Source organism: Deltaproteobacteria bacterium, assembly GCA_012522415.1.
Classification (GTDB): Bacteria; Desulfobacterota; Syntrophia; order Syntrophales; family JAAYKM01; genus JAAYKM01.
Window position 1 is genome coordinate 24,127 of the sequence record JAAYKM010000044.1, and the last position, 26,216, is coordinate 50,342.

23 protein-coding genes and 1 tRNA gene are annotated in these 26,216 nt (G+C 57.1%); 17 read left to right on the forward strand and 7 right to left on the reverse strand.

Features of this window, described 5'->3' with window-relative positions; translation table 11 throughout:
- Positions 1 to 31 precede the first annotated feature (31 nt).
- Positions 32 to 108, forward strand: a tRNA-Met gene (locus GX147_03995).
- A 90-nt stretch (positions 109 to 198) separates the two neighbouring features.
- Here GX147_03995 and GX147_04000 read toward each other — a convergent pair.
- Positions 199 to 1,014, reverse strand: coding sequence for a dihydrodipicolinate reductase (locus GX147_04000; GenBank protein NLN59860.1), 816 nt, complete (start codon positions 1,012 to 1,014; stop codon positions 199 to 201).
- A 566-nt stretch (positions 1,015 to 1,580) separates the two neighbouring features.
- Between GX147_04000 and galE the strand changes: the two genes are divergently transcribed.
- From galE to GX147_04025, 5 genes are all read left to right on the forward strand, one after another.
- Entirely contained in the window at positions 1,581 to 2,561 is a 981-nt protein-coding gene (gene galE, locus GX147_04005; GenBank protein NLN59861.1) for a UDP-glucose 4-epimerase GalE, read from the forward strand.
- A 53-nt stretch (positions 2,562 to 2,614) separates the two neighbouring features.
- Positions 2,615 to 3,622, forward strand: a complete 1,008-nt coding sequence (locus GX147_04010; protein ID NLN59862.1) for an NAD-dependent epimerase — start codon at positions 2,615 to 2,617, stop codon at positions 3,620 to 3,622.
- Positions 3,623 to 3,673: 51 nt separating this feature from the next.
- A complete protein-coding gene (locus GX147_04015; protein NLN59863.1) occupies positions 3,674 to 4,954 on the forward strand; it encodes a nucleotide sugar dehydrogenase in 1,281 nt (426 codons plus the stop codon).
- A gap of 258 nt (positions 4,955 to 5,212) precedes the next feature.
- Positions 5,213 to 5,710, forward strand: a complete 498-nt coding sequence (locus GX147_04020; protein NLN59864.1) for a hypothetical protein — start codon at positions 5,213 to 5,215, stop codon at positions 5,708 to 5,710.
- Positions 5,707 to 5,880, forward strand: a complete 174-nt coding sequence (locus tag GX147_04025) for a hypothetical protein (GenBank protein NLN59865.1) — start codon at positions 5,707 to 5,709, stop codon at positions 5,878 to 5,880. The genes GX147_04020 and GX147_04025 overlap by 4 nt, the downstream gene beginning before the upstream one ends.
- Here GX147_04025 and GX147_04030 read toward each other — a convergent pair.
- Complete coding sequence (locus GX147_04030) at positions 5,877 to 6,506, reverse strand: nitroreductase (protein NLN59866.1); 630 nt, start codon at positions 6,504 to 6,506, stop codon at positions 5,877 to 5,879. The two genes, GX147_04025 and GX147_04030, sit on opposite strands and share 4 nt — an antisense overlap.
- A gap of 89 nt (positions 6,507 to 6,595) precedes the next feature.
- Here GX147_04030 and uvrC point away from each other — a divergent pair, with 89 nt between their 5' ends.
- Positions 6,596 to 8,428, forward strand: a complete 1,833-nt coding sequence (gene uvrC / locus GX147_04035) for an excinuclease ABC subunit UvrC (GenBank protein NLN59867.1) — start codon at positions 6,596 to 6,598, stop codon at positions 8,426 to 8,428.
- 121 nt (positions 8,429 to 8,549) lie between these two features.
- Complete coding sequence (locus GX147_04040) at positions 8,550 to 10,445, forward strand: ATP-binding cassette domain-containing protein (GenBank protein NLN59868.1); 1,896 nt, start codon at positions 8,550 to 8,552, stop codon at positions 10,443 to 10,445.
- Between the two features lie 205 nt (positions 10,446 to 10,650).
- Here the strand turns inward: GX147_04040 and GX147_04045 are convergent, their stop codons facing one another.
- The 5 genes from GX147_04045 to GX147_04065 form a co-directional block, all read right to left on the reverse strand.
- Positions 10,651 to 11,853: a M48 family metalloprotease gene (locus GX147_04045; protein NLN59869.1), complete on the reverse strand. Its 1,203-nt coding sequence runs from the start codon at positions 11,851 to 11,853 to the stop codon at positions 10,651 to 10,653.
- A gap of 319 nt (positions 11,854 to 12,172) precedes the next feature.
- The gene (gene hemW, locus GX147_04050; protein ID NLN59870.1) at positions 12,173 to 13,312 is read right to left on the reverse strand and encodes a radical SAM family heme chaperone HemW; all 1,140 of its coding nucleotides are present in this window, start codon (positions 13,310 to 13,312) and stop codon (positions 12,173 to 12,175) included.
- A gap of 127 nt (positions 13,313 to 13,439) precedes the next feature.
- Positions 13,440 to 15,236 carry an elongation factor 4 gene (gene lepA / locus GX147_04055; GenBank protein ID NLN59871.1) on the reverse strand — a complete coding sequence of 599 codons (1,797 nt, stop codon included), beginning with the start codon at positions 15,234 to 15,236 and terminating at the stop codon, positions 13,440 to 13,442.
- A gap of 114 nt (positions 15,237 to 15,350) precedes the next feature.
- The gene (locus GX147_04060; protein ID NLN59872.1) at positions 15,351 to 16,028 is read right to left on the reverse strand and encodes an adenylate kinase; all 678 of its coding nucleotides are present in this window, start codon (positions 16,026 to 16,028) and stop codon (positions 15,351 to 15,353) included.
- 113 nt (positions 16,029 to 16,141) lie between these two features.
- Positions 16,142 to 16,348, reverse strand: coding sequence for a zinc ribbon domain-containing protein (locus GX147_04065; protein NLN59873.1), 207 nt, complete (start codon positions 16,346 to 16,348; stop codon positions 16,142 to 16,144).
- 260 nt (positions 16,349 to 16,608) lie between these two features.
- On the opposite strand from GX147_04065, the gene miaB reads away from it, so the two are divergent.
- From miaB to GX147_04110, 9 genes are all read left to right on the forward strand, one after another.
- Positions 16,609 to 17,955, forward strand: a complete 1,347-nt coding sequence (gene miaB, locus GX147_04070; protein NLN59874.1) for a tRNA (N6-isopentenyl adenosine(37)-C2)-methylthiotransferase MiaB — start codon at positions 16,609 to 16,611, stop codon at positions 17,953 to 17,955.
- Entirely contained in the window at positions 17,949 to 18,452 is a 504-nt protein-coding gene (locus GX147_04075; GenBank protein ID NLN59875.1) for a bifunctional nuclease family protein, read from the forward strand. Before miaB ends, GX147_04075 begins: the two co-directional genes overlap by 7 nt.
- A 97-nt stretch (positions 18,453 to 18,549) precedes the next feature.
- On the forward strand, positions 18,550 to 19,491 hold the full coding sequence (locus tag GX147_04080) for a tyrosine recombinase XerC (GenBank protein ID NLN59876.1): 942 nt from the start codon (positions 18,550 to 18,552) through the stop codon (positions 19,489 to 19,491).
- Between the two features lie 32 nt (positions 19,492 to 19,523).
- Positions 19,524 to 20,120, forward strand: coding sequence for an ATP-dependent protease subunit HslV (gene hslV / locus GX147_04085; GenBank protein ID NLN59877.1), 597 nt, complete (start codon positions 19,524 to 19,526; stop codon positions 20,118 to 20,120).
- A gap of 5 nt (positions 20,121 to 20,125) precedes the next feature.
- Positions 20,126 to 21,511: an ATP-dependent protease ATPase subunit HslU gene (gene hslU, locus GX147_04090; GenBank protein NLN59878.1), complete on the forward strand. Its 1,386-nt coding sequence runs from the start codon at positions 20,126 to 20,128 to the stop codon at positions 21,509 to 21,511.
- Between the two features lie 41 nt (positions 21,512 to 21,552).
- Complete coding sequence (gene argB / locus GX147_04095) at positions 21,553 to 22,446, forward strand: acetylglutamate kinase (protein ID NLN59879.1); 894 nt, start codon at positions 21,553 to 21,555, stop codon at positions 22,444 to 22,446.
- Between the two features lie 170 nt (positions 22,447 to 22,616).
- Positions 22,617 to 23,819 (forward strand): acetylornithine transaminase, encoded by a 1,203-nt coding sequence (locus GX147_04100; GenBank protein NLN59880.1) that lies wholly within the window; start codon positions 22,617 to 22,619, stop codon positions 23,817 to 23,819.
- Positions 23,816 to 24,736, forward strand: coding sequence for an ornithine carbamoyltransferase (gene argF, locus GX147_04105; protein NLN59881.1), 921 nt, complete (start codon positions 23,816 to 23,818; stop codon positions 24,734 to 24,736). Before GX147_04100 ends, argF begins: the two co-directional genes overlap by 4 nt.
- Position 24,737: 1 nt before the next feature.
- A complete protein-coding gene (locus tag GX147_04110) occupies positions 24,738 to 25,946 on the forward strand; it encodes an argininosuccinate synthase (GenBank protein ID NLN59882.1) in 1,209 nt (402 codons plus the stop codon).
- Positions 25,947 to 26,216 lie beyond the last annotated feature (270 nt).

Genomic DNA, 26,216 nt, shown 5'->3' on the forward strand with positions numbered 1-26,216 from the left:
TCACGCGGTCCATGCTGGACAAAGACTACATCGCGGGGTGGAGCAGTCCGGTAGCTCGTTGGGCTCATAACCCACAGGTCGATGGTTCAAATCCATCCCCCGCTACCAAATAAACAAGCACTTAGGGTGATCCCTTAAGTGCTTTTTTTTGCCCCGGACGGATCAGTTGAGCCGGTTCGGGTCTGGTCGAGGCATGTCCTAGTTCTTCCAGAACTGCCACCATGGCTTTCTGTGCATCTCGGGGATTTTCCTTTTTTTCCTTTCCTGCAACTTGAAGTAGGGGATGAAGATGTCCTCCATCCGATAGAACCCCCTGGGTTTATCCTTCAAATTTTCAATCGCAAACAGTATGCCGTTCCCGAAAGCTTCCGGAGCGATCGTTTCATGCCTCAGACGCACCGTTTGGTGAGGAAAACCGAAGAGGATCTCGTGAACACCCGTAATCCCTCCCGCCCGCACGGCCTTGATGTCTTCATCGGGTACATCCAGTTCCCGTGCGAGGATTTTGGCAGTACCTGAAATTTCGGTTTTGGCCTTGAAATGTTCCTCCGATATAATAATATCCGTGTGGGGGGCTATGTTCTTTAATATTTTGGCCGCTATCATGATGAAATTGATGCCCAGGGTGATGTTTGGCGAGTGCATGACCACGGTATGTTTTGCAAGCTCCTCAAGTTTTTTCAGTTTGATATTCTCGTAGTGAGAAATGGCGCTGACAATGGTGATCTTTCTCTTTGCCGCCTCATCTCCATAATAATCGAGGCCGATTTCGGAAGAAAAATCGATGATCGCATCAACAGGATGCCTGTTCAGGAGTTCCCCTGGGGGAAGATCATCTTTCCTGTAAATTAAGGCGGGATTATCCGAGTCGATTCCCAGAAACTCCGGTATCGACCGGTTTTCAAGTTGGGACGATTGCCGTATGACCCACTGCAAGTTCGTTTTATTTGACTCGAGCAGAATGGTTGCGACGGAACGTCCTGTTCTGCCAAAACCAATGAGACCAACCTTCAAATCTTCCTCCTCTAATACCCGATTCGTTTTTGTCGGTATTGGATACCCAATGGCGGAGCCCGGCTACGGCCCGAAGTCTGTCGGGACACACGGCGTTTCATGCTCCCCATGGATGGAGCCGCAGCGCCAACGGGTCGTGCAGCAGCTTCGTTTTATCGATTACCGGAAGTAATCCAATACTATTTTTCTCAAAATGTAAAGAAAATGCTGCATGGGGAATCAGGATGAATTGGACTTTCCCTGCCCGGCATTTCGTGATAACAAGGGGACCGTCAGCCCGGCCGGCCCTCATGAAGAATGTCTTCAATGTAAAAAAACCCCGTGTTTTTCCCCGCTTTCCGGTCTTTTCGGCAGGGGAAAAACGGGCGTCGGGGAAGAATATTTTCCATTATGCCTGGCGGTTCTGCAATTTTTGGGGACCTGCCGATTAAAACAGACGACATCCCAAAAATATCAGAAAAAACCCGTCAGGGATCATTTTTCTGAAATGCCTTGCCTGGGCCGAGAACAAGAATTCAATCAGGATTCGACGAAGTGAACCCGAGAGGTTCGAAGGGAGTGCGCTTATGAAAATCTTCATCACCGGGGGGGCCGGTTACATCGGCAGCCATACGGTCAAACTTCTGGGCGGTGATGGACACGATGTACTGATCCTAGACAACCTGTCCACCGGCCATCCCTGGGCGGTTACGCAGGGCCGGTTGGTTGAAGCGGAGTTGTCCGATAGAGACAGGCTGCATCAAACCTTGAAGGAATTCATGCCGGATGCGGTCATTCATTTCGCGGCGTCCATAGAAGTTGAGGAATCCGTCCGTGCCCCCCTGAAGTATTACAACAACAATGTGGTCAACACCCTGAATTTGCTCGACGTCATGACAGGCCTGGGTATCAGAAACTTCATTTATTCGTCGAGTGCCGCCGTTTACGGAAATCCTGAGGAAATCCCGGTGAAGGAAACGGCCCCCTTGGCACCGATCAACCCCTATGGAGCCACGAAAGCCATGATCGAACAGGTCCTTCAGGATCTCGCTGCGGCCGGGGATTTTCGATATGTGGCGTTGCGTTACTTCAATGTGGCCGGGGCGGACCCGGAGAGTCGTATCGGCCAGGATTACGGGAACCCCACGCACCTGATCACGCGGGCCCTGAAGACGGCCATCGGTAAATATGAGAAACTCGCCATATTCGGAACGGACTACGGAACCCCCGATGGGACATGTATCCGCGACTACATCCACGTCGATGATCTGGCGCGGGCCCATGGGCTGGTTCTGGATTATCTGATGGCCACGGGCCGCTCCGATGTGATGAATTGCGGTTACGGCCACGGATTTTCCGTGAAGGAAGTTGTCAACGCGGCCAAACGGGTAACGGGTGTCGATTTTCTCACGGTGGAGGCGGACCGCCGGGCGGGGGATCCGGCGACGTTGGTGGCTGACGGTGAGCGAATCAGGACGCTCACGTCCTGGGGGCCTCGCCATGACGATCTGGAATTCATCATCAAAACGGCCTGGGATTGGGAGCAAAAACTGGCCTCGAGACCGTAGGAAGTATCCTCAGTGGGGTTCAAGGATACATTCACAACGACAGGGAGAAAACAGTGAAAAACGTATTGGTAACCGGTGCCGCGGGGTTCATCGGTTTTCATCTTTCCCGAAGGCTCCTGGACGAGGGGCGCTGTGTGATCGGCCTGGACAATATGAACGATTATTATGATCCGTCCCTGAAAGAGGCGCGTCTGGCCATTCTTTCCAGGGAAAGTCGCTTCCGTTTTTACCGGGCCGATCTGGCCGACCCCCCGGCGGTTGAGGATGTCTTCGAACAGGAAAAACCGGAAATCGTCGTCAATCTGGCCGCTCAGGCCGGCGTCCGCTATTCGATTACAAATCCGCGGACTTACGTCGACAGCAACCTTGTCGGTTTCATCAATGTCCTGGAAGGATGCCGTCATCATCAAGTCGGACACCTGGTCTTCGCGTCCTCCAGCTCCGTCTATGGCGCCAACACGAAGATGCCTTTTTCACCGCATCAAAACGTGGACCATCCCGTCAGCCTCTACGCGGCGACAAAAAAGGCGAATGAGCTCATGGCCCACACCTATGCCGCCCTTTACGGCCTCCCCTGTACGGGTCTCCGGTTCTTCACCGTCTATGGACCCTGGGGACGTCCCGATATGGCCTTGTTCCTATTTACCAGGGCCATTCTGGCCGACCGGCCCATCGAGGTCTTTAACAACGGGAAGATGAAACGCGATTTTACCTACATCGACGACATAATCGAGGGTGTCGTGCGTGTCGCGGACAGGGTTCCCGTCCCAGATGCGGCCTGGAACGGCGAAGAGCCGGACCCGGCTTCCAGTTTCGCTCCCTACCGAATCTGGAACATCGGCGGCAACAACCCTGTTTTGCTCATGGAATTCATCGAACAGATAGAAAAGTATCTGGGTAAAACGGCAAAGAAGCACTTCCTGCCCCTGCAGGCGGGGGATGTTCCGGTGTCGTGGGCCGATGTGGACGACTTGGAGGCCTATGTGGGCTTCAAGCCCGCGACGCCGGTTTCGGTGGGGATCAGAAAATTTCTCGACTGGTACCGGGATTATTATGGTTGAGCAATGCCGGATATGGAAACCAACTTGAAAGGATTCTGAAAGGAGAGATGGGTGGACAGGAATGTCGCGGTGATCGGGCTGGGTTATGTGGGGCTCCCCCTCGTGCGTGCGTTTGTGGAAAAAGGATTCCGTGTGATCGGATTCGATATCGACCCCATCAAGGTCGATACGCTCAACAGCGGGAAAAGCTATATCCAGCATATTCCCGATAAATTGATCGACTCATGGGTGAAAGGCAAAAGCTTCTCGGCCACGACGGATTTTTCCAGGCTCCGGGAAAGCGACGCCATTCTCATATGTGTTCCCACCCCTTTGGACCGTCACGATCAGCCCGATTTATCCTTCATCGTCGGCACCTGCGAGAGCATTTCACGGAACTTGAGAAAAGGCCACTTGGTTGTGCTGGAAAGCACCACCTATCCGGGTACGACGGAGGAAGTCATGAAGCCGATTCTCGAAGAATCGGGTCTGAAAGCGGGCGTGGATTTCCATTTGGCCTTTTCCCCGGAGCGGGAGGACCCGGGGAACCCCTCCTTTTCCACGTCGAAGATTCCCAAGGTGGTGGGCGGTTGTACGCCCGGGTGCCTGCAGCGGGCCATCAAGCTTTACGGGGAGATCGTCGACATTGTGCCGGTTTCCTCCACCGCCGTCGCGGAAGCGTCAAAGATTCTCGAAAACACCTACCGGGCCGTGAACATCGCTCTTGTGAACGAACTTAAAATGCTGTTCGACCGGATGGGCATCGATATCTGGGAGGTCATTCAGGCGGCCGCGACGAAACCCTTCGGTTTCCAGACCTTCTATCCGGGTCCCGGTCTCGGCGGACACTGTATTCCAATCGACCCCTTCTATTTAACCTGGAAGGCGAAGGAGTACGATTTCAACACACGGTTCATTGAACTGGCCGGTGATATCAATGCCCAGCAGCCCTACTATGTCATCGAGCGCCTCATTCGGGCCGTGAACCACGAGGGTCTTTCTCTCGTCTGTGCGAAGATACTCGTTGTAGGCCTGTCCTACAAACCCGATGTCGCGGACATGCGCGAAAGCCCGGCCATCAAAATCATTGAACTCCTGCAGAAGGAGGGGGCGGAAGTCGATTATCACGATCCCTATTTCCCCTCCGTGCCGCCCACCCGTAAGGGTGAATTCAGCATGAAGTCGGTCGATCTCATGAAAATCGGAGACGACCATTACGCCGCCGCCGTGATCGTTACCGACCATAGCCGCGTCGATTACGCCCGGATCCTGAAAAAGGCGAAGATAATCGTGGATACACGTAATATCATCAAGCGGCGCGGTTTGCCGGTGGACAAGCTTTGGACGGCATGAGGTCCCGTTTTTATTCTGCCGTCCTGGCTGGCAGGGGGCTTTTGCCCAGGATCTCACCCGGGGCCATGAACTTTTCCGGGACCGACCGTGAAAGGGCGAAGCAGGCGGAAAGAGGTCCTGTTCCAACCCGGCTCCGACAGGTCGGTTGCCTCATAATACAATATAACGGGAGAGGACCTGTTTGAGGGACTTTCCATCTTGAAATGAATCGAAAATTACGCTACTTTTGCACCAATCAATTTTCAAAAGGAGATTACGATGAAAAAAGTTTTAGTCGCTTTCTTTTCCCAGACCGGAAATACCGAAAAGGTCGCCCGGGCAATTTGCGATGCTCTGGAATGTGAAAAGGAAATCAGACGGATCGACGAGACTCTGCCCGTCGAGGGGTATGAACTCATCTTCTGCGGATTTCCCGTTCAGGCGCACAGCGTACCCGCCCAGGTTGTCCTCTATCTGAAAAAACTCCCAAAGGATCAGAAAGTCGCCTTTTTCACGACCCACGGTTCCCTCAGAGGCGGCAGCCTTCCGAGACAGGCCCTGGAAGATGCCATGGGCCTGACGAAGCATGCCAAAATTGTGAGCACATTTACCTGCCGGGGCAGGGTCAAGGAAGAGGTTATTGCCGCTCTCGGGAAAAAGCCCCAGCATGAAGCATGGGTAGAGGAAGCCCACAGCGCCCATGAGCATCCGACCACCGCCGATCTGGAGGATGCGGCGGCCTTCGCCCTGGAAGCCTGCAGGAAAGCCCGGATTTGACGTTCATCGACCGCTGGCTGAAGGCGAGAACCCCTTCCGCTCATTTCGGAAGAAGGTATGCAGAGTCAGGGTATGTCCGGGAATGGGGGGAGGACAAAAAACCCGGGGACGGCCTTGCCGCCGTTCCCGGGTCGGTTGCCGGGCGTCGGGATCCGGCGTGTCTGACCTAGAATCCATTGTAATGAATGAATTCCTCCATATCCTTCCGAGGTGAATCTCTGACAGCCGCATCGGGAACCGGTATCCCGATCGGAACCAGGGCGACCAGTTCGTGCTTGGGCGGCAACGACAGGATTCTAGCCGCTTTTGCATGATCGAAAAGGCCGACGACGACGGTGCCCAGGCCGAGGTCATAAGCGGTCAGGCAGATATTTTGCGTGACAATGCCCAAATCGAACATGAACCAGTCTCCGAACTTGGTCGGTGTCACGCCCTGATAGTAACCGGAAACCTCGAGTCTGGCGCAGAGCGCCAGGACAACCGGCGCTTTTTCGATGGCATTGAAGGACGGGTTTCCCTGGGGCAGGGCGTCCTGAACGGCTTTTTTCACTACAGGGTCCGTGAGGACGATGATTTCCCAGCACTGGTTGTTGGCCCAGGACTGTGAGTGCTGCACGGCCTCAAGAATGGTCCGCAGGGATTCCGCGGGGATTTCATCGGACTTGAAATCACGGACGCTCCTTCTGTTTTTAATGTGATCGATCATGGTCATTACCGTCACCTCCGAATTTATTTCATCGTTCCGACCATAATTCTCATAAACCCCGATAAAAGGCAAAAAAATTTTGACGCCCATGGGCCATCTCCCTTTGACCGGCCGGGATTGACAAATCTGGCCCCCGGTGGCATAAAAAACCGAAAAGATAACGAGCGCAAAAACACCTCATGACCGAAATCATCCACCAGAAACTTGCCCATGCCCCGAGAGCACCGGGGGTTTACCTGATGAAGGACGATCAGGGAACGATCCTGTACGTGGGCAAATCAAAGGATCTGAAGAGCCGTATCCATGCCTATTTCAGCGGTACCGATTCCCGCTTCATGATTCCCTTCCTCGTTGCCCGAACGCGGGACATCGATTTCATCGTTACGGAAACGGAAAAGGCCGCCCTGATCCTCGAGAATCACCTGATTAAAAAACATCGTCCCAAGTACAATGTCAATTTCCGCGATGACAAGGCCTATTTCCATATCCGGATCGACTTAGGAACCCCCTTCCCGAGATTCCAGATGGTCAGAAAACCGCAAAAGGACGGTGCCCGCACGTTCGGCCCCTATCCGTCGAGTGCTGCGGCCAGGGAAACCCTGCGGTTTCTGCAGGCGATCTTTCCCCTTCGAACCTGCAGCGACAATGAATTGAAGAATCGGACTCGTCCGTGCGTGGAATACCAGATCAAGCGTTGCTGTGCTCCCTGTGTGGGACTCATCGAAAGGGGGGCTTACCGGAGCCTGGTCATGGAAGCCGTGAGTTTTCTTGAAGGAAAGGGGAAAACACTCCTGCGGCAACTGAACCGGGACATGGCCCGGGCCTCCGAAACATTGCGTTTCGAGGAGGCCGCCTCCCTGAGGGACAGGATTGCGGCGATACGCCAGACCATCGAAAAACAGGTTGTCGATTCCGGCGTCGCCAGGGATCAGGACGTCTGGGGTTTGCGGTATGATGCGGGACGCACGGAAGTCTGCATTCTTCATGTTCGCGGTGGCAAGCTTCTGGGGAAACGGGCCTTCGCCCTCGAAACGGTGCCCTTGGAGCCGGAGGAGAAAGTATCGTCACTCGTCACGCAATATTACGATGACAAAGCCGATGTACCCGCATGGATCCTTCTCCCGTTTTTGCCGGAGGATCGTGGCCTGATAGAAGAATGGCTTTCCGAAAAAAAAGGCGCAACGGTCCGGCTGTCTCTTCCCCGGCGGGGCAGGCTGTTTTCACTCCTGAAAATGGCCGAAAGGAATGCCGCCGAAAACCTCAAAAGCGGCCTCGCCGCAAGGGAAGGGGTCGCTGAAAATCTGGCGGTTCTCCGGGAGGCCTTCCAGTTGAGCAAAACCCCCTCCACCATGGCCTGTTTCGATATCTCCCACATGGGCGGGAGCAACCCCGTGGCGTCCATGGTGACATTTCGGGAGGGGAAACCCTGGAAGCAGGGATACCGGCGTTTCAAAATTCGGGCCGTGAAGGGCGTCGATGATTACGCCATGATGTTCGAAGCCCTGAAGCGCCGCTTCGCAAGAGACGGAGAACGGCCCGACCCCCTGCCCGACTTGCTGGTGGTGGACGGCGGCCGCGGTCAATTGGGGGTCGCCCTGTCCGTCATGAGGGATCTGGGCATCGCCGATCAGGATGTCGTTGCCATGGCCGAGGAACGGCATGAATATCCCCCCAGGGGTGTGCGCAAAAAAGAGGACCGATTCTATCTGCCTGGACGAAAAGATCCGGTTTACCTGACGAGATCCCCCCGGGCCCTCGCCATCATGCAGCATTTGAGGGACGAAGCCCACCGCTTTGCCGTTGCCTATTATCGCAAGGTCAAGAAAAAAAGCGATTTCCACTCGATCCTCGATGACATACCGGGAATCGGTGAGAAGAGGAAAAAGGCTTTGCTGGGAACCTTCGGTGATCTCGAGGCCGTCGAATCCGCGTGTGTCGAGGAGATCAGCGCGGTCAAGGGGATCGGACCGAAGCAGGGGCGGATTGTTTACAATTTCCTGCATTCAAGATAAGGGATATGCCCCCTTGCTTCCGGCAGGTTAACGATTGTTGCGGGGAGGGGAGAGGAAAAGCATGAATTTCCTCTCAGCTCCGCTGAGATGAGAGAATTATCATGAATGAAACGGGATCGTCATGGCTTTGATCGCCCTGAAAGATATGGTTTTCGGTTTCGGCGCCCCGCCCCTTTTGGACCGGATCAACCTGCAGATTGAACGGGCCGAACGTATCTGCCTCGTGGGCCGAAACGGGACGGGGAAATCCACCCTCCTGAAAATCTTAAACGGTGACCTGAACCCGGACAGTGGAACCCTGACCCGGGCCCAGGGCCTCAGGACCGCTTTTCTTCCCCAGGAGGTGCCCGCCGAACTGACGGGCAGCATCTACGATGTCGTCGCCGGCGCCGTGCCCCGGCACGCATCCTGCCTTTCGGACTACCGGCGTCAGGCCTCGTCCCCCGAAGCGTCTCGTAACGGGGCTTTGCTCGACGGGACCAATCACACCCAACACGACCTGGAGGCGTCGGGCGCCTGGGGATTCCATCAGGAGATCCGGATGGTCCTCTCCCGGATGGAGCTCGCCCCCGACGCGGACTGTGCCGCCCTGTCCGCGGGCATGCGGCGGCGCGTTCTGTTGGCCCGGGCCCTCGTGACGGACCCGGACATTCTGTTCCTTGACGAACCGACGAACCATCTCGACATCGACACCATCCTCTGGATGGAAGAGTTTCTTCTGCGCTCCGTCCAAACCATGGTCTTCGTCACCCACGACCGGGCCCTCCTGAGGAAGCTCGCCACCCGGATCGTGGAAATAGACCGGGGGGTTCTGACCTCTTTTCCCGGCGACTATGACCGCTACCTCAGCCGGAAAGAGGAACTCCTGAAAATCGAGGAGAAGCGGAACGGCGAATTCGGCAAGGTCCTTAAGCGGGAGGAGGCCTGGCTGCGCCGGGGTATCAAGGCGCGCCGCACCCGTAACGAGGGTCGAGTCCGGGCGCTTCTGGCCATGCGGGCCGAAGTCGCCGGACGCCGGGCCCGGGCCGGAAACATACGCCTGTCGCAGCAGGAGGCGGAAAAATCCGGCCGCCTCGTCATGGAAGTCAAAAACGTGCATTTTGCCTACACGGACCTGCCCGTGATCCGGGACTTCACCCTGACCGTCATGCGGGGGGAGAAGATCGGCGTCAGCGGTCCGAACGGGTGCGGCAAGACAACCCTTCTGCGTCTTCTGCTGAAAGAACTCGAACCGCGGGACGGATCGGTCCGCCACGGTCTCCACCTGGAGGTGGCCTATTTCGATCAACTGCGGATGCAGCTCGATGAAACGAAGACCCTCCAGGAAAATGTCGTCGAAGGGGGGGATATGGTGATGGTCAACGGCAAGGCCCGGCACATCATCGCCTATCTTCAGGACTTTCTTTTCACCCCGATCCAGGCGCGGGCGCCCATTACGGCCCTGTCCGGCGGGGAACGGAACCGGCTCCTCCTGGCCAAACTCTTCACCCGCCCCGCCAACGTGCTGGTCCTCGACGAGCCGACCAACGATCTGGATGTGGAAACCCTGGAACTTCTGGAAGCGATGCTGGTCGAATACGAGGGCACGATCCTGCTGGTCAGCCATGACCGCACCTTCCTGGACAATGTGGCGACGTCCACCCTGGTTTTCGAGGGGGAGGGGAGGGTGCAGGAATACGTCGGTGGCTATGAGGACTGGATGAAAGGGCGGATGCCGGAAAAAAAGGCGACGCCGGAAAAGCCGAAGAAGGAGAAACCCAAAAGTGCCCCGACCGGCCCCCGGAAACTGACCTACAAGGAGGAGCGGGAATTGGAGTCCCTGCCCGGAGAGATCGAATCGCTGGAGACGGAAAAAGAGGACCTCTTTGCGGCCCTGTCCGACCCGGATCTGTACAAAACGGCAGGCCACGACGTGGCCCGCCTCCAAAACCGCCTGGATGAACTGGAGGGGGAACTGCAGGTCGCCTACAACCGGTGGGAACGACTGGAGGATATTGATCTGCAGTCAAAAGGATGAATTAGGAATCCTGTACCCGGAATTCCGCGAGACGGAGCATTCGCTTATAAAGGAACAATTGAGCCTTGTTATCGTAGGCTTCCCCTGAAGGCAGACCATACGAAAATAGCGTTTTCCAGGTGAAACCCGGAACACGTCGCGTATCTTTGTGCTGATTAACAAATAATCCGGGAAGCACCCCGGATTCTCCCCCCCACACAAAATCTCATTGTTCTATGTTCTTTATCCGATTGCTCCATGAAGGGTGGGTCGCCCAGAAACCACCGCCATCCCCGTGTTTTGAACTCTCTCGTATTCGCTCCATGATTTCTATTTGTTTTTCCTTCGTTATACCAAAACATTTTTCACATGCCTCTGAAGCCAGCTTATCCGCTTCATATTCCTGGGTCTTGCTGTAATTGTTGACCACTGCCGGGTTCAAGGCGTGGTTCAGATAACCCACACCGGGAAGGAATATGTTGGCGACGATCATGGCCGTTGTTGTTGCCCCGCTGACGGCGAGCTTTTTTCTGACATGTCCCATTATATCATGAGCCATTTCATGGGCCGCAACAAAGGTGAGGGTGTCGTCATCCCACTGCCTGAGGGCTTCACGCGTAAAGGTGATGTGGCCGGAGATATTGATGAAAGCGTTCGCGTTGTCGTCGTCGCTGATCGTTATATGATAATCCTTTCCGCCGGGTACCATACAATCCCTCACCCGATTTACAATGGTCCTGATCCTTGACAATGGGTCGGGTTGACTCAGGGCGAACTCCGGTCTGCTTTCGGCAAGCTTCAGCAGAGCATGGGCTTTTTTATTTTTGTAAATCATGGCGTAGTCACGGGCGGATTTCCCGTATACGTCACGGTATGTCGGGTCTGCCCCCAGGTCGAGAAGGTATTCGACAATGGCGGGTTCACCGTAAATGACGGCATACATCAGCGGTGTGGCCCCCCGATCGTTCTGCACATTTGTCGTTTTCGTTTCATCGACCAGGACCCTGATTAACCCTTTATCGGTAAACATGACCGCTTCGAAGAGTAAATCGGCCCAGAAAGCGGGTGGCCTTTCCGTGGTTCTGTATTTGTCAATCAGGTACACGGCGGTTTTCGGTTTGCCGTATGAAACGGCAAGGGACAAAGGCGTGCTGCCGACCGTATCTTCGGCATCCAAATTTGCACCGCCCTCCACAAGGGTTTTGGTCATTTCCAGGGCCTTTTCGTCATCACAGGCGTACAGGGGCCAATGGAGGGGCGAAGCGGTCCATTTGCCCGTGCTCGCTTCGTTGACGTCCATACCCCGGTCAATGAGGTTTCGTGCCGTCACCACATCGCAACGCTTTGCCGCTTTGGTCAGGGGCGTCATCGTCGTGCATGCCGACAGTAAGAGAAGAGACAAGAGGGTCATTGCGGTTTTTGTTCTCATTCCGATTGGCTCCACCCGTGAAACACCCTGTTCTGATCCCGCATACAAGCCATTGTCATCCGGCAGCCCGCCATTGTTTCAGCCGCCTCGGTAAAATCAAAAAAGGGAAGGGCCGCCGTTTCCCGGTGGGGGGACAAAAAAATCCTGCCGGAAATCATTGCGACAGGATTCATGTGGTTTCTGCATGGCGCGACCCCAAATTCTTTGATGTTATTCCATGCCAAAACTTAGCGATATTCGAGGACTTCAAGAGTGATTCTTGTAATCCATTTTCATGTGCCTGTCAACGGATTCCCCGAATACCCACCCCATAGGTCGGTCAGATGAGGGCCAATTGATCGGCTATGGCCATGCCCCGCAGGGTCGGGCGGATGAAACCGTTTTCGATTGTGATCAGCCCCTCCTGCTTCAGGTCGGCCAGGATGAGGGCCTTTTCAGCGAGCAGATCCGTTTCGAAACGCTTGTCAAAGGCCCCGACATCGATCCCCTCCGCCGTGCGAAAACCAAGAAAAAGGACTTCCAGGCGCCGTTGTTCCCGGGTCAGACGTTCTTCTTCCGCCACCGGTTTTTTGCCGTCGTTGAGATCGGCCAGATAGGCATCCAGTGATCCGTGGTTGTGCCAGCGTCTTTTTCCGTCGAAGGAATGGGCCGCCGGTCCAAGCCCCAGGTAGGGAATGTGCCGCCAGTATTTCCGGTTGTGACGAGCCAGGGCCGCGGCGCCTTTGGCGAAATTCGAGACCTCATAATGGATGAATCCGGCGGCGGCCAGGAATTGGGACGTATCCAGGAAGAATTCCAGTTGGAGTCCCTCGTCGGGCAGGTTGAACTCTCCCTTCCGGAAACGTCCGTCCAGGGGAGTCCCCCCCTCGATGGTAAGCTCGTAGCAGGACAGGTGATTCACGGGCTGCTTCGTCGCTTCGCCCAGATCCTTCATCCAGGCAGCCGTCGTCTGTCCCGGAACCCCGTAGAGCAGGTCAAGGCCGAGGTCCCTGAAGCCTGCCCCGTAAGCCGAAGAGAGGGCCTCTTTCGCCTCCCCGGCCCGATGGCGCCTGCCGAGGAAGGCCAGCGTGTCGTCATGAAAGGACTGCACACCGATGTTCAGGCGGTTGACCCCGCAGGATCGGAGCAGGGAAACCATGGGGACACTCAAATCGGCCGGATTCACCTCCACCGTGATCTCCGCATGGGGGGTCAGGGGGAAGCAATTCCTCAGGAGGTGAAACAGGGTTTCAAACTGATTTTCATTCAGGACGGACGGGGTCCCCCCTCCAATATAGAGGGTGTCGAACATGGGAAACAGACCGCGGTACGAAGCCGCCTCCAGGGACAGGGCGTGCAGAAACGGGTCGATTTGCGCCAGGTCCGTCGTCGAGTAAAAACTGCAATAAGGGCACCTGGTCTTGCAGAAGGGGATATGGACGTAAAGTCCCGGATATGGCTTTTCCGTTACTCGATTCATATGTTGCGAAGAGGAGGGGTCTTTCCCGTCCGGGCCGGGTTCCCCCGGCTGAGTCGATCCGGCTGGACGCACACAGCCTCAGCGGACCACGGACGTCACCGCCCGGGGAGGGCGGGGCCGTATCCGGTCAGGTGCCCTCTGTTTTCAGGACCGCGAGAAACGCACTCTGGGGAATACTCACCTGGCCGATCATTTTCATGCGTTTCTTCCCCTTTCTCTGTTTTTCCAGGAGCTTTCGTTTCCTCGAGATGTCGCCGCCGTAACACTTGGATGTCACGTCCTTTCGGAAGGCGTTGATTGTTGATCGGGAGACGATTTCCCCACCGATGGCGCCCTGGATGGCGATCTTGAACATCTGCCGGGGGATCTCCTCCTTCAGGCGGTCGCAGGCCAGCACGCCGCGGGCGCGGGCCCTTTCTCGATGAACGATCTGCGAGAGGGCATCGACCTTTTCCCCGTTGACGAGGATATCCAGAAGGACGAGATGGCTTTCCCGGTAATCGATGAGATCGTAATCGAAGGAGCCGTAACCCTGGGTGGCCGATTTGAAACGGTCATAAAAATCGTAAATGACTTCGGACAGGGGCATTTCGTAGACCAGCTCGGCCCGTCCGGGACTGGGGTAGTTCAGGGTGGAATTGGCGCCCCGTTTTTCCATGCAGAGCTTCATCACCGTGCCGACGTAGCGTTCCGGCAGCATCATCGACGCCCGGATGTAGGGTTCCTCGCCCTTCTCGACAGCCATGGGATCGGGGTATTCCGACGGATTGTCCACGTAAAGGACCGTTCCGTCCTTCAGGGTGAAACGGTAACGGACGCTGGGAACGGACAGGATGATGGAGAGATCGTATTCCCGCTCCAGCCGTTCCTGCACGACATCGAGGTGGAGCAGGCCGAGGAAGCCGCAGCGGAAGCCCTGGCCCAGGGCGACGGAGGAGTCTTTCTGGTAAACGAAGGAGGCGTCGTTCAGCTTGTATTTGTCGAGAGCCCCCGCCAGATCTTCGTAGTCGTCGGAAGCAATCGGGTAGATGGACGCGAAAACGACGGGTTTCACCTCCCTGAAGCCGGGAAGGGGTTTGTCGCAGGGACGGTTCTCGTGGGTGATCGTATCGCCCGTGTGGACGTCGGAGACGGTCTTCACCCCGGCGATGATGTAGCCCGTTTCCCCCGCTGAAAGGCGGTCCGCCTTCCGGCGGTCGATGAGAAAATGCCCCACCTCCTCGACCTTGTAGGTGGCCCGGTTGTGCATGAAGGAAATGATGTCGCCGCTCTTCACCGTGCCGTCCATGATACGGCAGTGGATGACCGTACCGCGGAAGGAATCGTACTTGGCGTCGAATATCAGGGCGGCCAGGGGTGCTTCCGGATCGCCTTTGGGCGGGGGGATGCGTTTCACGACCGCTTCGAGGATGCCCTCGATACCGATGCCCTCCTTGGCCGAACAGGTCAGGTGCAAATCCGGGTCGAGGCCCAGTTCGGAATCGATCTGTTCGATAACCCTTTCCACGTCGGCCGCGGGCAAATCGATCTTGTTGATGACGGGGATGATCTCCAGGTTGTTTTCCATGGCGAGGTAGAGGTTGGCCAGGGTCTGGGCCTGAACCCCCTGGGCGGCGTCGATCAGGAGGAGGACTCCCTCGCAGGAGGCGAGGGAACGGGATACCTCGTAGGAAAAATCCACATGGCCCGGCGTATCGATGAGATTCAGCGTGTAGTCGAGTCCGTCCTTTCCGCGATAGGGAAGCGCAATGACCTGACTTTTAATCGTTATGCCCCGTTCCCGTTCGATATCCATGTTGTCCAGGATCTGGTCCTGGAACGTGCGGGCATCGACAACGCCGGTGTGCTGGATCAGCCGGTCCGCCAGGGTGGATTTGCCGTGGTCGATATGGGCGATGATGCTGAAATTACGAATGTGTTTCATAGTTGGTACGGCCGGGGGCCCCCTTACTCCGGGCGCCTGCGGGGAATGATGTCAAGTACACAAAGCCCTCCGAAAAGCCCAGAGGGCTCTGGCAGTAAAAGGTTAAGATTGTACTCAGGTCTCCAACATCTTCAGAAGTGCGTCGGAGACTTCCTTCACGCCGGGGAGGCCGTCCACTTCCAGAACCTTCACCTTGGCCTTGAAGAAATTGACCGCCGCCAGGGTGCCCGTCGTCGTGTCATAGTAGATGCCGTGACGTTTGTCGATGGCCCCCTCGTCCTGGTCATCGGCGCGGGTGGTCAGTCTCTCGTCCCCGCACACCCGACAGACCATCTTGCCGTCTTTTTCCGCCGGCTTGATGGCGTCGATATAGATGTTGTTGGGGTGGTTGTTGTCGGTCGCGCAGAGACGGCGCCCCATGATGCGTTTCTTGGAGGTGTCCCGATCCAGAACGATTTCGATCACGTAGTCGAGTTTCATGTTCGCGGCCGCAAGGGCGTCCCACAGGGCCTCCGCCTGCGCCAGATTGCGGGGGAACCCGTCGAGGAGCCAGCCCTTGGCGCAGTCCGCTTCCTTCAGGCGGTTCAGGATCATGGGGACGGTGATGTCGTCGGGCACCAGTTCTCCCTGATCGATAAAGCCTTTGGCCTTCTTACCCAGTTCAGTGCCCTTCGAAATGTTTTCGCGGAAGATCACCCCCGTCTCGACGTGGGGAACTCCGAATTTTTTCTGGACTACCGCGCCCTGTGTACCTTTGCCGCTGCCGTTGGGGCCAAAAATCAAAATATTCATACAAAAAAACTCCTTTCCAAGGGGACGTTGAAATGGTCCTTCTTATAATGGATTGTTCCCGATTTGGCAATGGAAATTAGAGACGACCGCCGGCCGCCCCGTTATCCGTGTCCTCAGGAGGGGGGGCATGACGTGGCGGAGCAGGAACCGCAACCGGCGCCCGAAGCGCTTCCCGTTCTGCCGGCGAAGGCGGACATGAGTTTTGTGATCTTTGCCGATCCGCATTCCGGACAGGTCAGGGTTTCCGCCTCCCCGCCGGAAAGGCAAAGATGTTCAAAATGATGCCGGCACTTCCCGCATTCGAACTCGAAAATAGGCATGGGGGTCACCTCGAATTTGTCTTCATATGGGTCTGGTTGAAATGTAACGACCCTTTGACGTTCGTCAACGTCTCTAGGCGAAAAGATTTCTTCTGTCAAGGGAACGGAGCCTCGATGACGTAACCATACCAGATTTATCCGTTTTGACAAAGGGACGTCAAAATCGGGGAAGGGGGAAGACCATCCTCTAAAAATCAGTTGACTATCCTCGGGGGACATACTAATGGACACCCAAGGAACAAGCATTCAGGAAAATTCGGCTGTTGGCGACTAAGAAACTCTACATCCAGACATTCGGCTGCCAAATGAACGTTCACGATTCGGAACAGATCGCGACCCTTTTGCGGCCCCACGGTTACGAACCAGCGGATCGGCCCGCCGAAGCGGACGTGATCCTCGTCAATACCTGCAGCATCCGGGAGAAAGCCGCCCAGAAGGCCTACAGCCAGCTCGGCCGCTACTCCCTGCTGAAAAAGCGCAAGCCTGAACTCCTTATCGCGGTCGGCGGTTGCCTGGCCCAGCAGTACGGCAGAAAAATTCTGAAAAGGGTTCCCCTTGCCGATCTGATCTTTGGCACACACAACAACCATCTTCTCCCGGACCTTCTGGCCAGAGCCGCGGCGGGACGATCCGCCGTGGTCGAGACGGCATTCAGGGAAAGCGTGCCGTCCATCGGGTTTCCGGCGGAACCGGACAGGGACGCCGTCAGCGCCTTCGTGACGATCATGCAGGGGTGTAACAACTTCTGTTCCTTCTGTGTTGTCCCCCATGTTCGGGGCAGGGAAGAGAGCCGGCGGACCGGGGCGATCCTCGAAGAGATCCGGTGGCTTGTTGACCGGGGCATCCGGGAGGTCACCCTCCTGGGACAGAATGTGAATTCCTACGGATCAACCCTGGACGACGGCGCCGGTTTCCCCCGCCTCCTCAGGGAAATCAACCGGATCGACGGGCTCATGAGGATCCGCTTCACCACCTCTCACCCCAAGGATCTGTCCGACGACCTGATCGGGTGTTTTGCTTCCGAGGCCAAACTCTGCCCGCACATACACCTGCCTGTTCAGTCGGGCTCGAACCGGATCCTGAAGAGGATGAACCGGCGTTACACCCGGGAGGATTACATGGGAAAGGTGGAAAAATTGCGGTCGGCCTGTCCGGAGATCAGCATCACGTCCGACATGATTGTGGGTTTCCCGGGGGAGACCGAGGCGGATTACGAACAGACCCTCGACCTGATGCGCCGGGTTCGCTTTGACGCCCTCTTCTCCTTTCAGTATTCCGAACGGGAGGGGACGGCGGCCACGGCTTTGCAGGGGAAGGTGCCCGATCACCGGAAGAGGGAGCGGCTGCGATTTCTCCAGAAACTCCAGGACGAACATACCCTGGAGAAGAACAGGACCATGCTGGGACGGGATGTTCTCGTCTTGGTGGAGGGGCACAGTAAAAACGCAAGGGAAGACATGTCCGGAAGAACGACAACCAACCGGATCGTGAATTTCCCGGGGGAAGCGTCACTGGTCGGGAAGGTCGTTCCGGTCAGAATAACCGGAGCCTACCTTCACTCGCTTCACGGAGAAAGGTTTAAGATTGCAGGAGAGGGATCATGTTGATAGAGATGAAGGTTTCCGGATTGACGCTTGACCCCATTACGGGCATGCCGATTGTTATCCTGAAGGACTTGCAGGAGAAAAAAGCCATTCCGATCTGGATCGGTATCTTCGAGGCCAGCGCGATTGCCACGGAACTGGAGAAGATCAGGTTTTCCCGACCCATGACCCACGATCTGCTGAAGGAAATGCTCCAGGCGATGGAGGTGAAAATTTCGCGGATCGAAATTCAGGATCTGCGAAACAACACGTTTTTTGCCTGTATTTTTATGGAAGGGAAGGACGGCGAGACCCGCACGGTGGACGCGCGCCCGAGCGACGCCATCGCCCTGGCGCTGCGCATGGACTCCCCGATCTTTATCGAGGAGAAAGTGATCGAAAAATCACGGAGTATCGATTTCGAAGTCAACCTGATGGAAAAGGACAAATTGACGGATGAAAAGCTGAAGGAATTTCTCGAAAACCTGCCTCTCGAGGATTTCGGAAAGTATAAAATGTAGATTGCTCCACTATCCTCTCCAAGGGCCGCGAGATCGACACCCTGCTTTCGCGGTTCTTGTTTTTGAAGGGGAGGGCGGTAGTCGGGCCGATGCCATGCTGAACAGGGAACTGGAAGAATTCATTCGATATATCGATCTGGAAAAGGGCTATTCCCCCCGGACGGTGGAAGGCTACCGATCCGATCTCCTGCAATTTCAGGCTTTTCTGGGAAAAAACGGCTGGGCCGTCGAGCTTGACGGTCTGGGAAGGACCCGGGGGATCGATCCCGTCGCTATCAGGAAGTACCTCGCCCAGCTCCATCGGGACAAGTTGAAGAGGACGTCGATCGGGCGAAAACTGGCGGCCCTCAAGTCCTTTTTCAGGTATCTGGCCAAGAGGGGTCTTCTGGAGCGGAACCCCGCTGAATTCATCGGGACCCCCAAAAAGGAAAAGCACGTTCCCGTCTTCTTGACAGTGGACGAGGTCTTCGCCATATTGGACAAACCCTTGCCCGAGGGACGCGCGGCCCTGCGAAACCGGGCCATGATCGAGCTTTTATACACCTCGGGCATTCGTCGCGCCGAGCTGGTCGGACTGAACTGCGCCGATATCGATTTCAACGGGGCTCTGCTGAAGGTCAGGGGGAAGGGTAAAAAGGAAAGGATCGTTCCCGTCGGGGCCGAGGCCCTGGAGTCCATGGCCGCTTATCGGGATCGGGAGCGCGTGGAACCCCTGCCGGAGGAGTCGCGGGGTCCGGAGGATCCCTTTTTCACAAACCCGAAGGGACGGCGTCTGAGCCCGAGAACGATTTCCCGTATCGTCGATGACGTGGCCGCCCGGGGAGGGGTGAATCGGAAAATCACGCCTCACGTATTCCGCCACACCTTCGCCACACACCTCCTGGACGGGGGGGCCGATCTTCGGGTGATCCAGGAAATGCTGGGCCACGAGAGCCTGTCCACGACACAGAAGTACACATCCGTGAGCGTGGCGAAACTCGTGAAAATATACGACGCGGCCCATCCCCGATCGAGGAGGGATGGCAAGAAAAATGAATAGCAGACGCCGTACCGGCGCGGGGAGTTGAAATCATGCAGATAAGAGGGACGACCATCCTGGCGGTGCGCGGGGAGGGACGGGTCACCGTGGCAGGTGACGGGCAGGTGACGTTCGATGTAACGGTTTTGAAACACGGGGCGCGGAAAGTGCGCCGCCTTTACAACGACCAGGTCATCGTCGGCTTCGCCGGCGCGACGGCGGACGCCTTCACCCTGTTCGATCGCTTCGATCAGAAACTCGAACAGTACAAGGGGAATCTTCTGAGGGCATCCGTGGAATTGACGAAAGACTGGCGGACCGACCGGGTTCTGCGCCATCTGGAAGCGCTCATGATCGCCGTGAGCCGGGATCATTTTCTCATGATCTCCGGAAACGGTGATGTCATCGAATCGGACGACGAGGTCATGGCCATCGGTTCCGGCGGCCCTTACGCCCTGGCCGCGGCGAGGGCTCTCATCCGCCATTCGGACCTGTCGTCCTCTGAAATCGCTCTGGCGGCCATGAAAATCGCCGCGGAGATCTGCATCTATACGAACGACAACATCACGATTGAGGAACTGGACTTGTCGGAGGAACCGCCTCAGAACGTCAAAAACCTCAGGAACAGGAAGAAAGGATCGCAGGGTTAGGTATAATGTCATCAAACGTATTGACGCCACGAATGATCGTGGAGAAACTGGATCAGCATATCATCGGCCAGGACGAGGCCAAACGGGCCGTCGCCATCGCCCTTCGCAACCGCTGGAGGCGGCAGAATGTACGGAAGGATCTGGCGGAGGAAATATCACCGAAAAACATCATCATGATGGGCCCCACCGGGGTCGGCAAGACCGAGATCGCCCGCCGCCTGGCGAAGCTCGACAATTCGCCCTTTCTGAAGGTCGAGGCGTCGAAGTTTACCGAAGTCGGTTATGTGGGGCGCGACGTCGAGTCGATGATCCGCGATCTCGTGGATACGACCATCGGCATGGTCCGGGTGGAGGAACAGGAAAAGGTCCGGGCCAAGGCCGCCGAGAACGCGGAGGAGCGGATTCTCGACATCCTCTTGCCCCTCAGGCAGGCGGAAAAACCGGAGAGCGCCGTCCCGGCCATGCAGGATTCCAGAGACTTCGCCACGGCGGAATCGCTGCCCATGTCGGACACGACCCGGGAGAAACTCCGAAAACTCCTCCACGACGGGCGTCTCGACAACCGGCTGGTGGACATCGAAACGGTCGAGGCCCGTCAGGGACCGATGATCGAGGTCTTTTCCTCCTCCGGCGTGGAGGACATGGGTTTGAACATCAAGGAGATGTTCGGGAACTTCTTCCCCCAGAAGAAAAAAAAGGTCCGCATGAAGGTTCCTGAGGCCATGGAAGTTCTCAAGGAGGAGGAGGCCCAGCATCTGGTCGACATGGAAAAGGTCACCCGGATCGCCCTGGATCGGGTGGAACAGTCCGGTATCATCTTCCTGGACGAGATCGACAAGATCGTCGGGGCCGACAATCCCCAGGGGCCCGATGTATCCCGTGAGGGGGTCCAGCGGGACCTGCTGCCCATTGTCGAGGGTTCGAATGTCAACACGAAATACGGCATGGTGAAAACGGACCACATCCTGTTCATCGCCGCCGGCGCTTTCAGCGCCTCCAAACCCTCCGACCTGATTCCGGAGCTGCAGGGGCGTTTCCCCATTCGGGTGGAACTCAATTCCCTGGGCAAGGAGGAGTTCATCAGGATCCTGCAGGAGCCGAACAACGCCCTGATCAAGCAGTATATCGAGATGATGGCGACGGAGCATGTCGTCCTGTCGTTTACGGAAGAGGCCATCGCGGAAATCGCTGAATATGCGACCCTCGTCAACGAACGCACGGAAAATATCGGCGCCCGCCGGCTGTACACGATCATGGAGACCCTCCTGGAGGATATTTCCTTCGACGCCCCCGACCTGGAGATAAGGGAACTGGTCATCGACGAGCAGTACGTCGCTGAAAAACTGGGGGACGTCATCGAGGACGAGGATCTGAGCCGGTACATCCTGTAGGCGGGGTGGGGCGCGGCGAAACATGAGAGGGAGAAGAAACGATGAACAATGTTGAAATATCGATGGAGCGGGCCGACATTCTGCTCGAGGCGCTTCCCTATATCCGGCGTTTTTACAACAAGACCATCGTCGTCAAGTACGGCGGCCATGCCATGGTTGACAATGTCCTGAAGGACAGCTTCGCCCGTGACCTGGTTTTGATGAGGTATATCGGCATCCACCCCGTGGTCGTTCACGGAGGGGGGCCGCAGATCGGGGATTTTTTGAAAAAGGTCGGGAAGGATTCGCGGTTTATCCGGGGGATGCGGGTCACCGACGAAGAGACCATGAGCATTGTGGAAATGGTCCTCGTGGGGTCCGTGAACAAGGAAATTGTCGGGATGATGAACCGTCACGGCGGCAAGGCCGTCGGCCTGAGCGGCAAGGACGGCAACCTGATCGAGGCGGAAAAGTACTACCTCAGCGAGGAAAAGGCGAAGGATACGCCGCCGGAGATCATCGACATCGGGCTGGTCGGGAAGGTGACCTCCATCAACGCCGAACTGATCCGTTCCCTGGTGCGTGACGGTTTCATACCCGTCATCGCCCCCACCGGCGTCGGCGCCGGGGGAGAAACCTACAACATCAACGCCGATCTCGTGGCGGGGGCCGTCGCGGCGGCCCTGAAGGCGGAAAAGCTCGTTCTCCTCACCGACGTCCCCGGCGTCATGGACGAGAAGAACGAACTGATCAACACGATGGACCGGCTCCAGGGGCTGCGCTTGATCGACGAGGGGGTGATCGGGGGGGGCATGTTCCCGAAGGTGAAGTGCTGCCTGAAGGCCCTGAAAGGCGGGGTCGGCAAATCCCATATCATCGACGGCAGGCTGAAGCACGCCGTCCTTTTGGAAATGTTCACGGACCGGGGTATCGGAACGGAAATCGTGGAGGCGTGACCCCGTATCCGGAACCGGCGATCCCTTGATACGCCGGAAAGCAACCTTTTCGTCATGCCGGACCCGATGGGGAATCCAGTGCAGCAACATGCTCCGGATACGGGCCCTCGCTGGTGTGACGACTGAAGTGACTTTTCACGGGTTCATCAAAACGCGACGAAGGAGAGGACATGGAGAGATCGGACAGACCAACAGAGGAATGGATCGCCCTGGGCGAAAAGTATGTGATGGCGACCTACAAACGCTTCCCCCTCGTCCTGACCCACGGGTCGGGAATGCGGCTCTGGGATTGTGACGGGAAAGCGTATCTCGATTTCATCGGTGGTATCGCGGTCTGCGCCCTGGGGCACTGTCACCCGAGGGTCGTCGAAGCGATACAGGCCCAGGCGGCGGCCCTGGCCCATGTATCGAACCTGTATAACATCCCCCCCCAGATTGAACTGGCCGGGCTCCTGGTGGAGAACTCCTTCGCCGACAAGGTCTTTTTCTGCAACAGCGGCGCCGAAGCGAACGAGGGGGCCATCAAGCTGGCCCGGAAGTACGGCTGCGACATCCTGGGCGGAAAGTACGAAATCATCGCCATGAAGAATTCCTTCCACGGACGGACCTTGGCGACGGTCACGGCCACGGGCCAGGAAAAGTTCCAGAGAGGCTTCGCCCCCCTGCCAGACGGTTTCGTCCATGTCCCCTTCGACGACCTCGAGGCTCTGGAAAACGCGGTGAACGAAAAAACCTGCGCCGTCCTCCTCGAACCCATCCAGGCGGAGGGCGGGGTCCGGGTGCCCCGTGAAACCTACCTGCAGGGGGTCAGGCGGATCTGTGACGAAAACAACCTCCTCATGATCCTGGACGAGGTGCAGACCGGGATGGGCAGAACGGGAAAGCTTTTCGGGCACATGCACGAGGGGGTCGCCCCGGACGTCATGACCCTCGCCAAAGCCCTGGGGAACGGCTTCCCCGTCGGGGCGATGCTGGCGACGGACCGGGTCGCCTCGGTTTTTTCGCCGGGTGATCACGCCTCCACCTTCGGGGGCAACCCCCTGGCCATGGCCGCGGGGAAAGCGGTTTTCAAAACCCTGACGGAGGAGGGGGTCATCGAGAAGGGCGCCCGTACGGCCCTTTACCTCGAAGAAAAATTGATCACCCTCAAAAACCGGCATGCCTGCATCAGGGAGATACGGGGACGGGGATTGCTCGTCGGGGTCGAACTGGATCGGGAAGCGGCTCCCATCATCGGCCGCTGCATTGACGAAGGGATCCTCATCGGTTCGGCGGGGACGCACGTACTGCGCTTCCTGCCTCCCCTGATCGTTGAACCGCGGGATGTGGACCACCTCATCACCACCTTGGACAGGATTTTGGAGGACGCATGAAAAAGGACCTTCTTTCTGAATATGAACTGGAAAAAGCCGATTTCGACCGGATATTCGACCGGGCCGCCGTCCTGAAGGACCTGCACCGGAACGGGCGTCACCCGGCGACCCTTGCGGGAAAGGTGCTCGGCATGTTCTTCGACAAGGCTTCCACGAGGACCCGCCTGTCATTCGAGGTCGGCATGTACCAGCTTGGCGGCATGGCGCTGTTTCTGAGCGGCCGGGACACCCAGATCGGCAGGGGGGAAACCGTCGCCGACACGGCCCGTGTCATGTCCCGGTACCTAGACGGCATCATGATCCGGACCTTCAGCCAGGAGATGGTGGAGGAGTTTGCCCTGAACGCCCCCATCCCGGTGATAAATGGTTTGACAGATCTCCTGCATCCGTGTCAAATACTCACCGATATTTTTACGATTCTTGAAAAAAAGGGAACTTATGAGGGAATCCGGGTCGCCTACGTCGGGGACGGGAACAATATCGCCAATTCCTGGATCAACGCGGCCGCTAAGTTGCCCCTCAGACTCTCCCTGGCCTGTCCCGAGGGATACGATCCCGATCCGGAGATTTTGGCCAGGGGGCTGGAAGAAGCAAGGCTGGGTATGACCCTTCACCGCGATCCCGTGGAAGCCGTCCGCGACGCGGAGGTGATCTACACGGATGTCTGGGCCAGTATGGGCCGGGAAGACGAGCACGAAGAGCGGGTGAAGCGCTTTCAGGACTATCAAATCAACGAACAACTGGTCGGCCGGGCCGCCCGGGATGTCATGGTCATGCATTGCCTGCCCGCCCATCGCGGTGAGGAAATCACGGCCGGGGTCATCGACGGGCCCCATTCCATCGTTTTCGATCAGGCGGAAAACCGGCTGCATGTACAAAAAGCCGTCATGGAAATACTGATGTCAGGAGGAAGTTAAAGTGAAGGATGAAGTAAAGAAGGTGGTTCTCGCCTATTCGGGCGGGTTGGATACCTCGGTCATGGTGCGCTGGCTGCTGGAAACCTACGGATGCGAAGTCATCTGCTTCGCCGCTGATGTGGGACAAAAGGAGGAACTGGACGGTCTCGAAAAGAAGGCCATTGAAACGGGGGCGTCGAAGATCTACATCGACGATCTCCAGGAAGAATTCGCCCGGGATTTCATCTTCCCGGCCTTGCGGGCCAATGCCATCTACGAGGGCACCTACCTGCTCGGGACATCCCTGGCCCGGCCCCTCATCGCGAAGCGGCAGGTGGAGATCGCGGCCCTCGAAGGGGCGGACGCGGTTTGTCACGGCGCCACCGGCAAGGGGAACGACCAGGTGCGGTTCGAACTGACCTACATGGCCCTCAACCCGCACATCCGGATCATTTCCGTCTGGAAGGACCCGAAGTGGACCCTCCATTCCCGGGACGCCATGTTCGATTACGCGGAGAAGCGCGGCATTCCGCTGCCCCTGACCAGGGACAAGCCCTACAGCAGCGACCGCAATTCGCTCCATATCTCCCACGAGGGGGCCATTCTCGAAGATCCCTGGGCGGAAGCGCCGGAGGACATTTTCGTTCTGACGACCTCACCGGAAAATGCCCCGGACAAACCGACCTATGTCGAAATCGACTTTGAACAGGGCAATCCCGTGGCCATCGACGGAGAACGTCTCAGTCCGGCGAACCTGATGGACCGGATCAACAAGATCGCCGGAGAAAACGGGGTCGGCCGGATCGATCTCGTGGAGAACCGCTTCGTCGGCATGAAATCGCGCGGGGTTTATGAAACCCCCGGCGGCACCGTCCTGTGGACGGCCCATCGGGGCATCGAATCCCTCACGATGGATCGCGAAGTGATGCTGATGCGCGATTCCCTGATCCCCAAATACGCGCAGCTCGTGTACAATGGTTTCTGGTACGCTCCGGAGATGAAGGCGCTTCAGACCTTCATCGACCAGACCCAGGAAAACGTGACAGGCACAGCCAGGATGAAACTCTACAAGGGCAACGCCATCTTGGTCGGCAGGAAGTCGCCTCATTCCCTGTACCGTGAGGATTTTGCGACGTTCGAGGAGGACGAGGTTTACAACCAGATGGACGCGACGGGTTTCATCCGCCTCAACGCCCTGCGCCTGCGCATCGAGGCCATGAAGGGGAAATGACGGGAAAGGTTGTTATTGCGACCACGCCGGACATTGCGAGGAACGCTCCCATGTCATTGCAAGGAACGCCCCAAGTCATTGCGAGGAGCGCCCCAGGTCATTGGGAGGAACGCCCCAGGCCATTGCAAGGAACGTCCCAGGTCATTTCGAGGAGTTGCCTCCCATGTCATTTCGACCCGGCGGATGCCGGGGAGAAATCTTAACCCCTGAGGTTTAGGAGGCGGCGTTACGTTCAAGACTTCTCACGTTCGTTCGAAGTGACATGGAAAA

Coding starts and splice junctions, on each gene's coding strand:
- uvrC (NLN59867.1), top strand. CDS start 6,596: ATGACCGAAATCATCCACCAGAAACTTGCCCATGCCCCGAGAGCACCG.
- GX147_04030 (NLN59866.1), bottom strand. CDS start 6,506: ATGGGCGTCAAAATTTTTTTGCCTTTTATCGGGGTTTATGAGAATTAT.
- GX147_04045 (NLN59869.1), bottom strand. CDS start 11,853: ATGAGAACAAAAACCGCAATGACCCTCTTGTCTCTTCTCTTACTGTCG.
- argB (NLN59879.1), top strand. CDS start 21,553: ATGAACAATGTTGAAATATCGATGGAGCGGGCCGACATTCTGCTCGAG.
- GX147_04020 (NLN59864.1), top strand. CDS start 5,213: ATGAAAAAAGTTTTAGTCGCTTTCTTTTCCCAGACCGGAAATACCGAA.
- GX147_04040 (NLN59868.1), top strand. CDS start 8,550: ATGGCTTTGATCGCCCTGAAAGATATGGTTTTCGGTTTCGGCGCCCCG.
- GX147_04075 (NLN59875.1), top strand. CDS start 17,949: ATGTTGATAGAGATGAAGGTTTCCGGATTGACGCTTGACCCCATTACG.
- galE (NLN59861.1), top strand. CDS start 1,581: ATGAAAATCTTCATCACCGGGGGGGCCGGTTACATCGGCAGCCATACG.
- hemW (NLN59870.1), bottom strand. CDS start 13,312: ATGAATCGAGTAACGGAAAAGCCATATCCGGGACTTTACGTCCATATC.
- GX147_04060 (NLN59872.1), bottom strand. CDS start 16,028: ATGAATATTTTGATTTTTGGCCCCAACGGCAGCGGCAAAGGTACACAG.
- GX147_04100 (NLN59880.1), top strand. CDS start 22,617: ATGGAGAGATCGGACAGACCAACAGAGGAATGGATCGCCCTGGGCGAA.
- GX147_04065 (NLN59873.1), bottom strand. CDS start 16,348: ATGCCTATTTTCGAGTTCGAATGCGGGAAGTGCCGGCATCATTTTGAA.
- argF (NLN59881.1), top strand. CDS start 23,816: ATGAAAAAGGACCTTCTTTCTGAATATGAACTGGAAAAAGCCGATTTC.
- hslU (NLN59878.1), top strand. CDS start 20,126: ATGTCATCAAACGTATTGACGCCACGAATGATCGTGGAGAAACTGGAT.
- hslV (NLN59877.1), top strand. CDS start 19,524: ATGCAGATAAGAGGGACGACCATCCTGGCGGTGCGCGGGGAGGGACGG.
- lepA (NLN59871.1), bottom strand. CDS start 15,236: ATGAAACACATTCGTAATTTCAGCATCATCGCCCATATCGACCACGGC.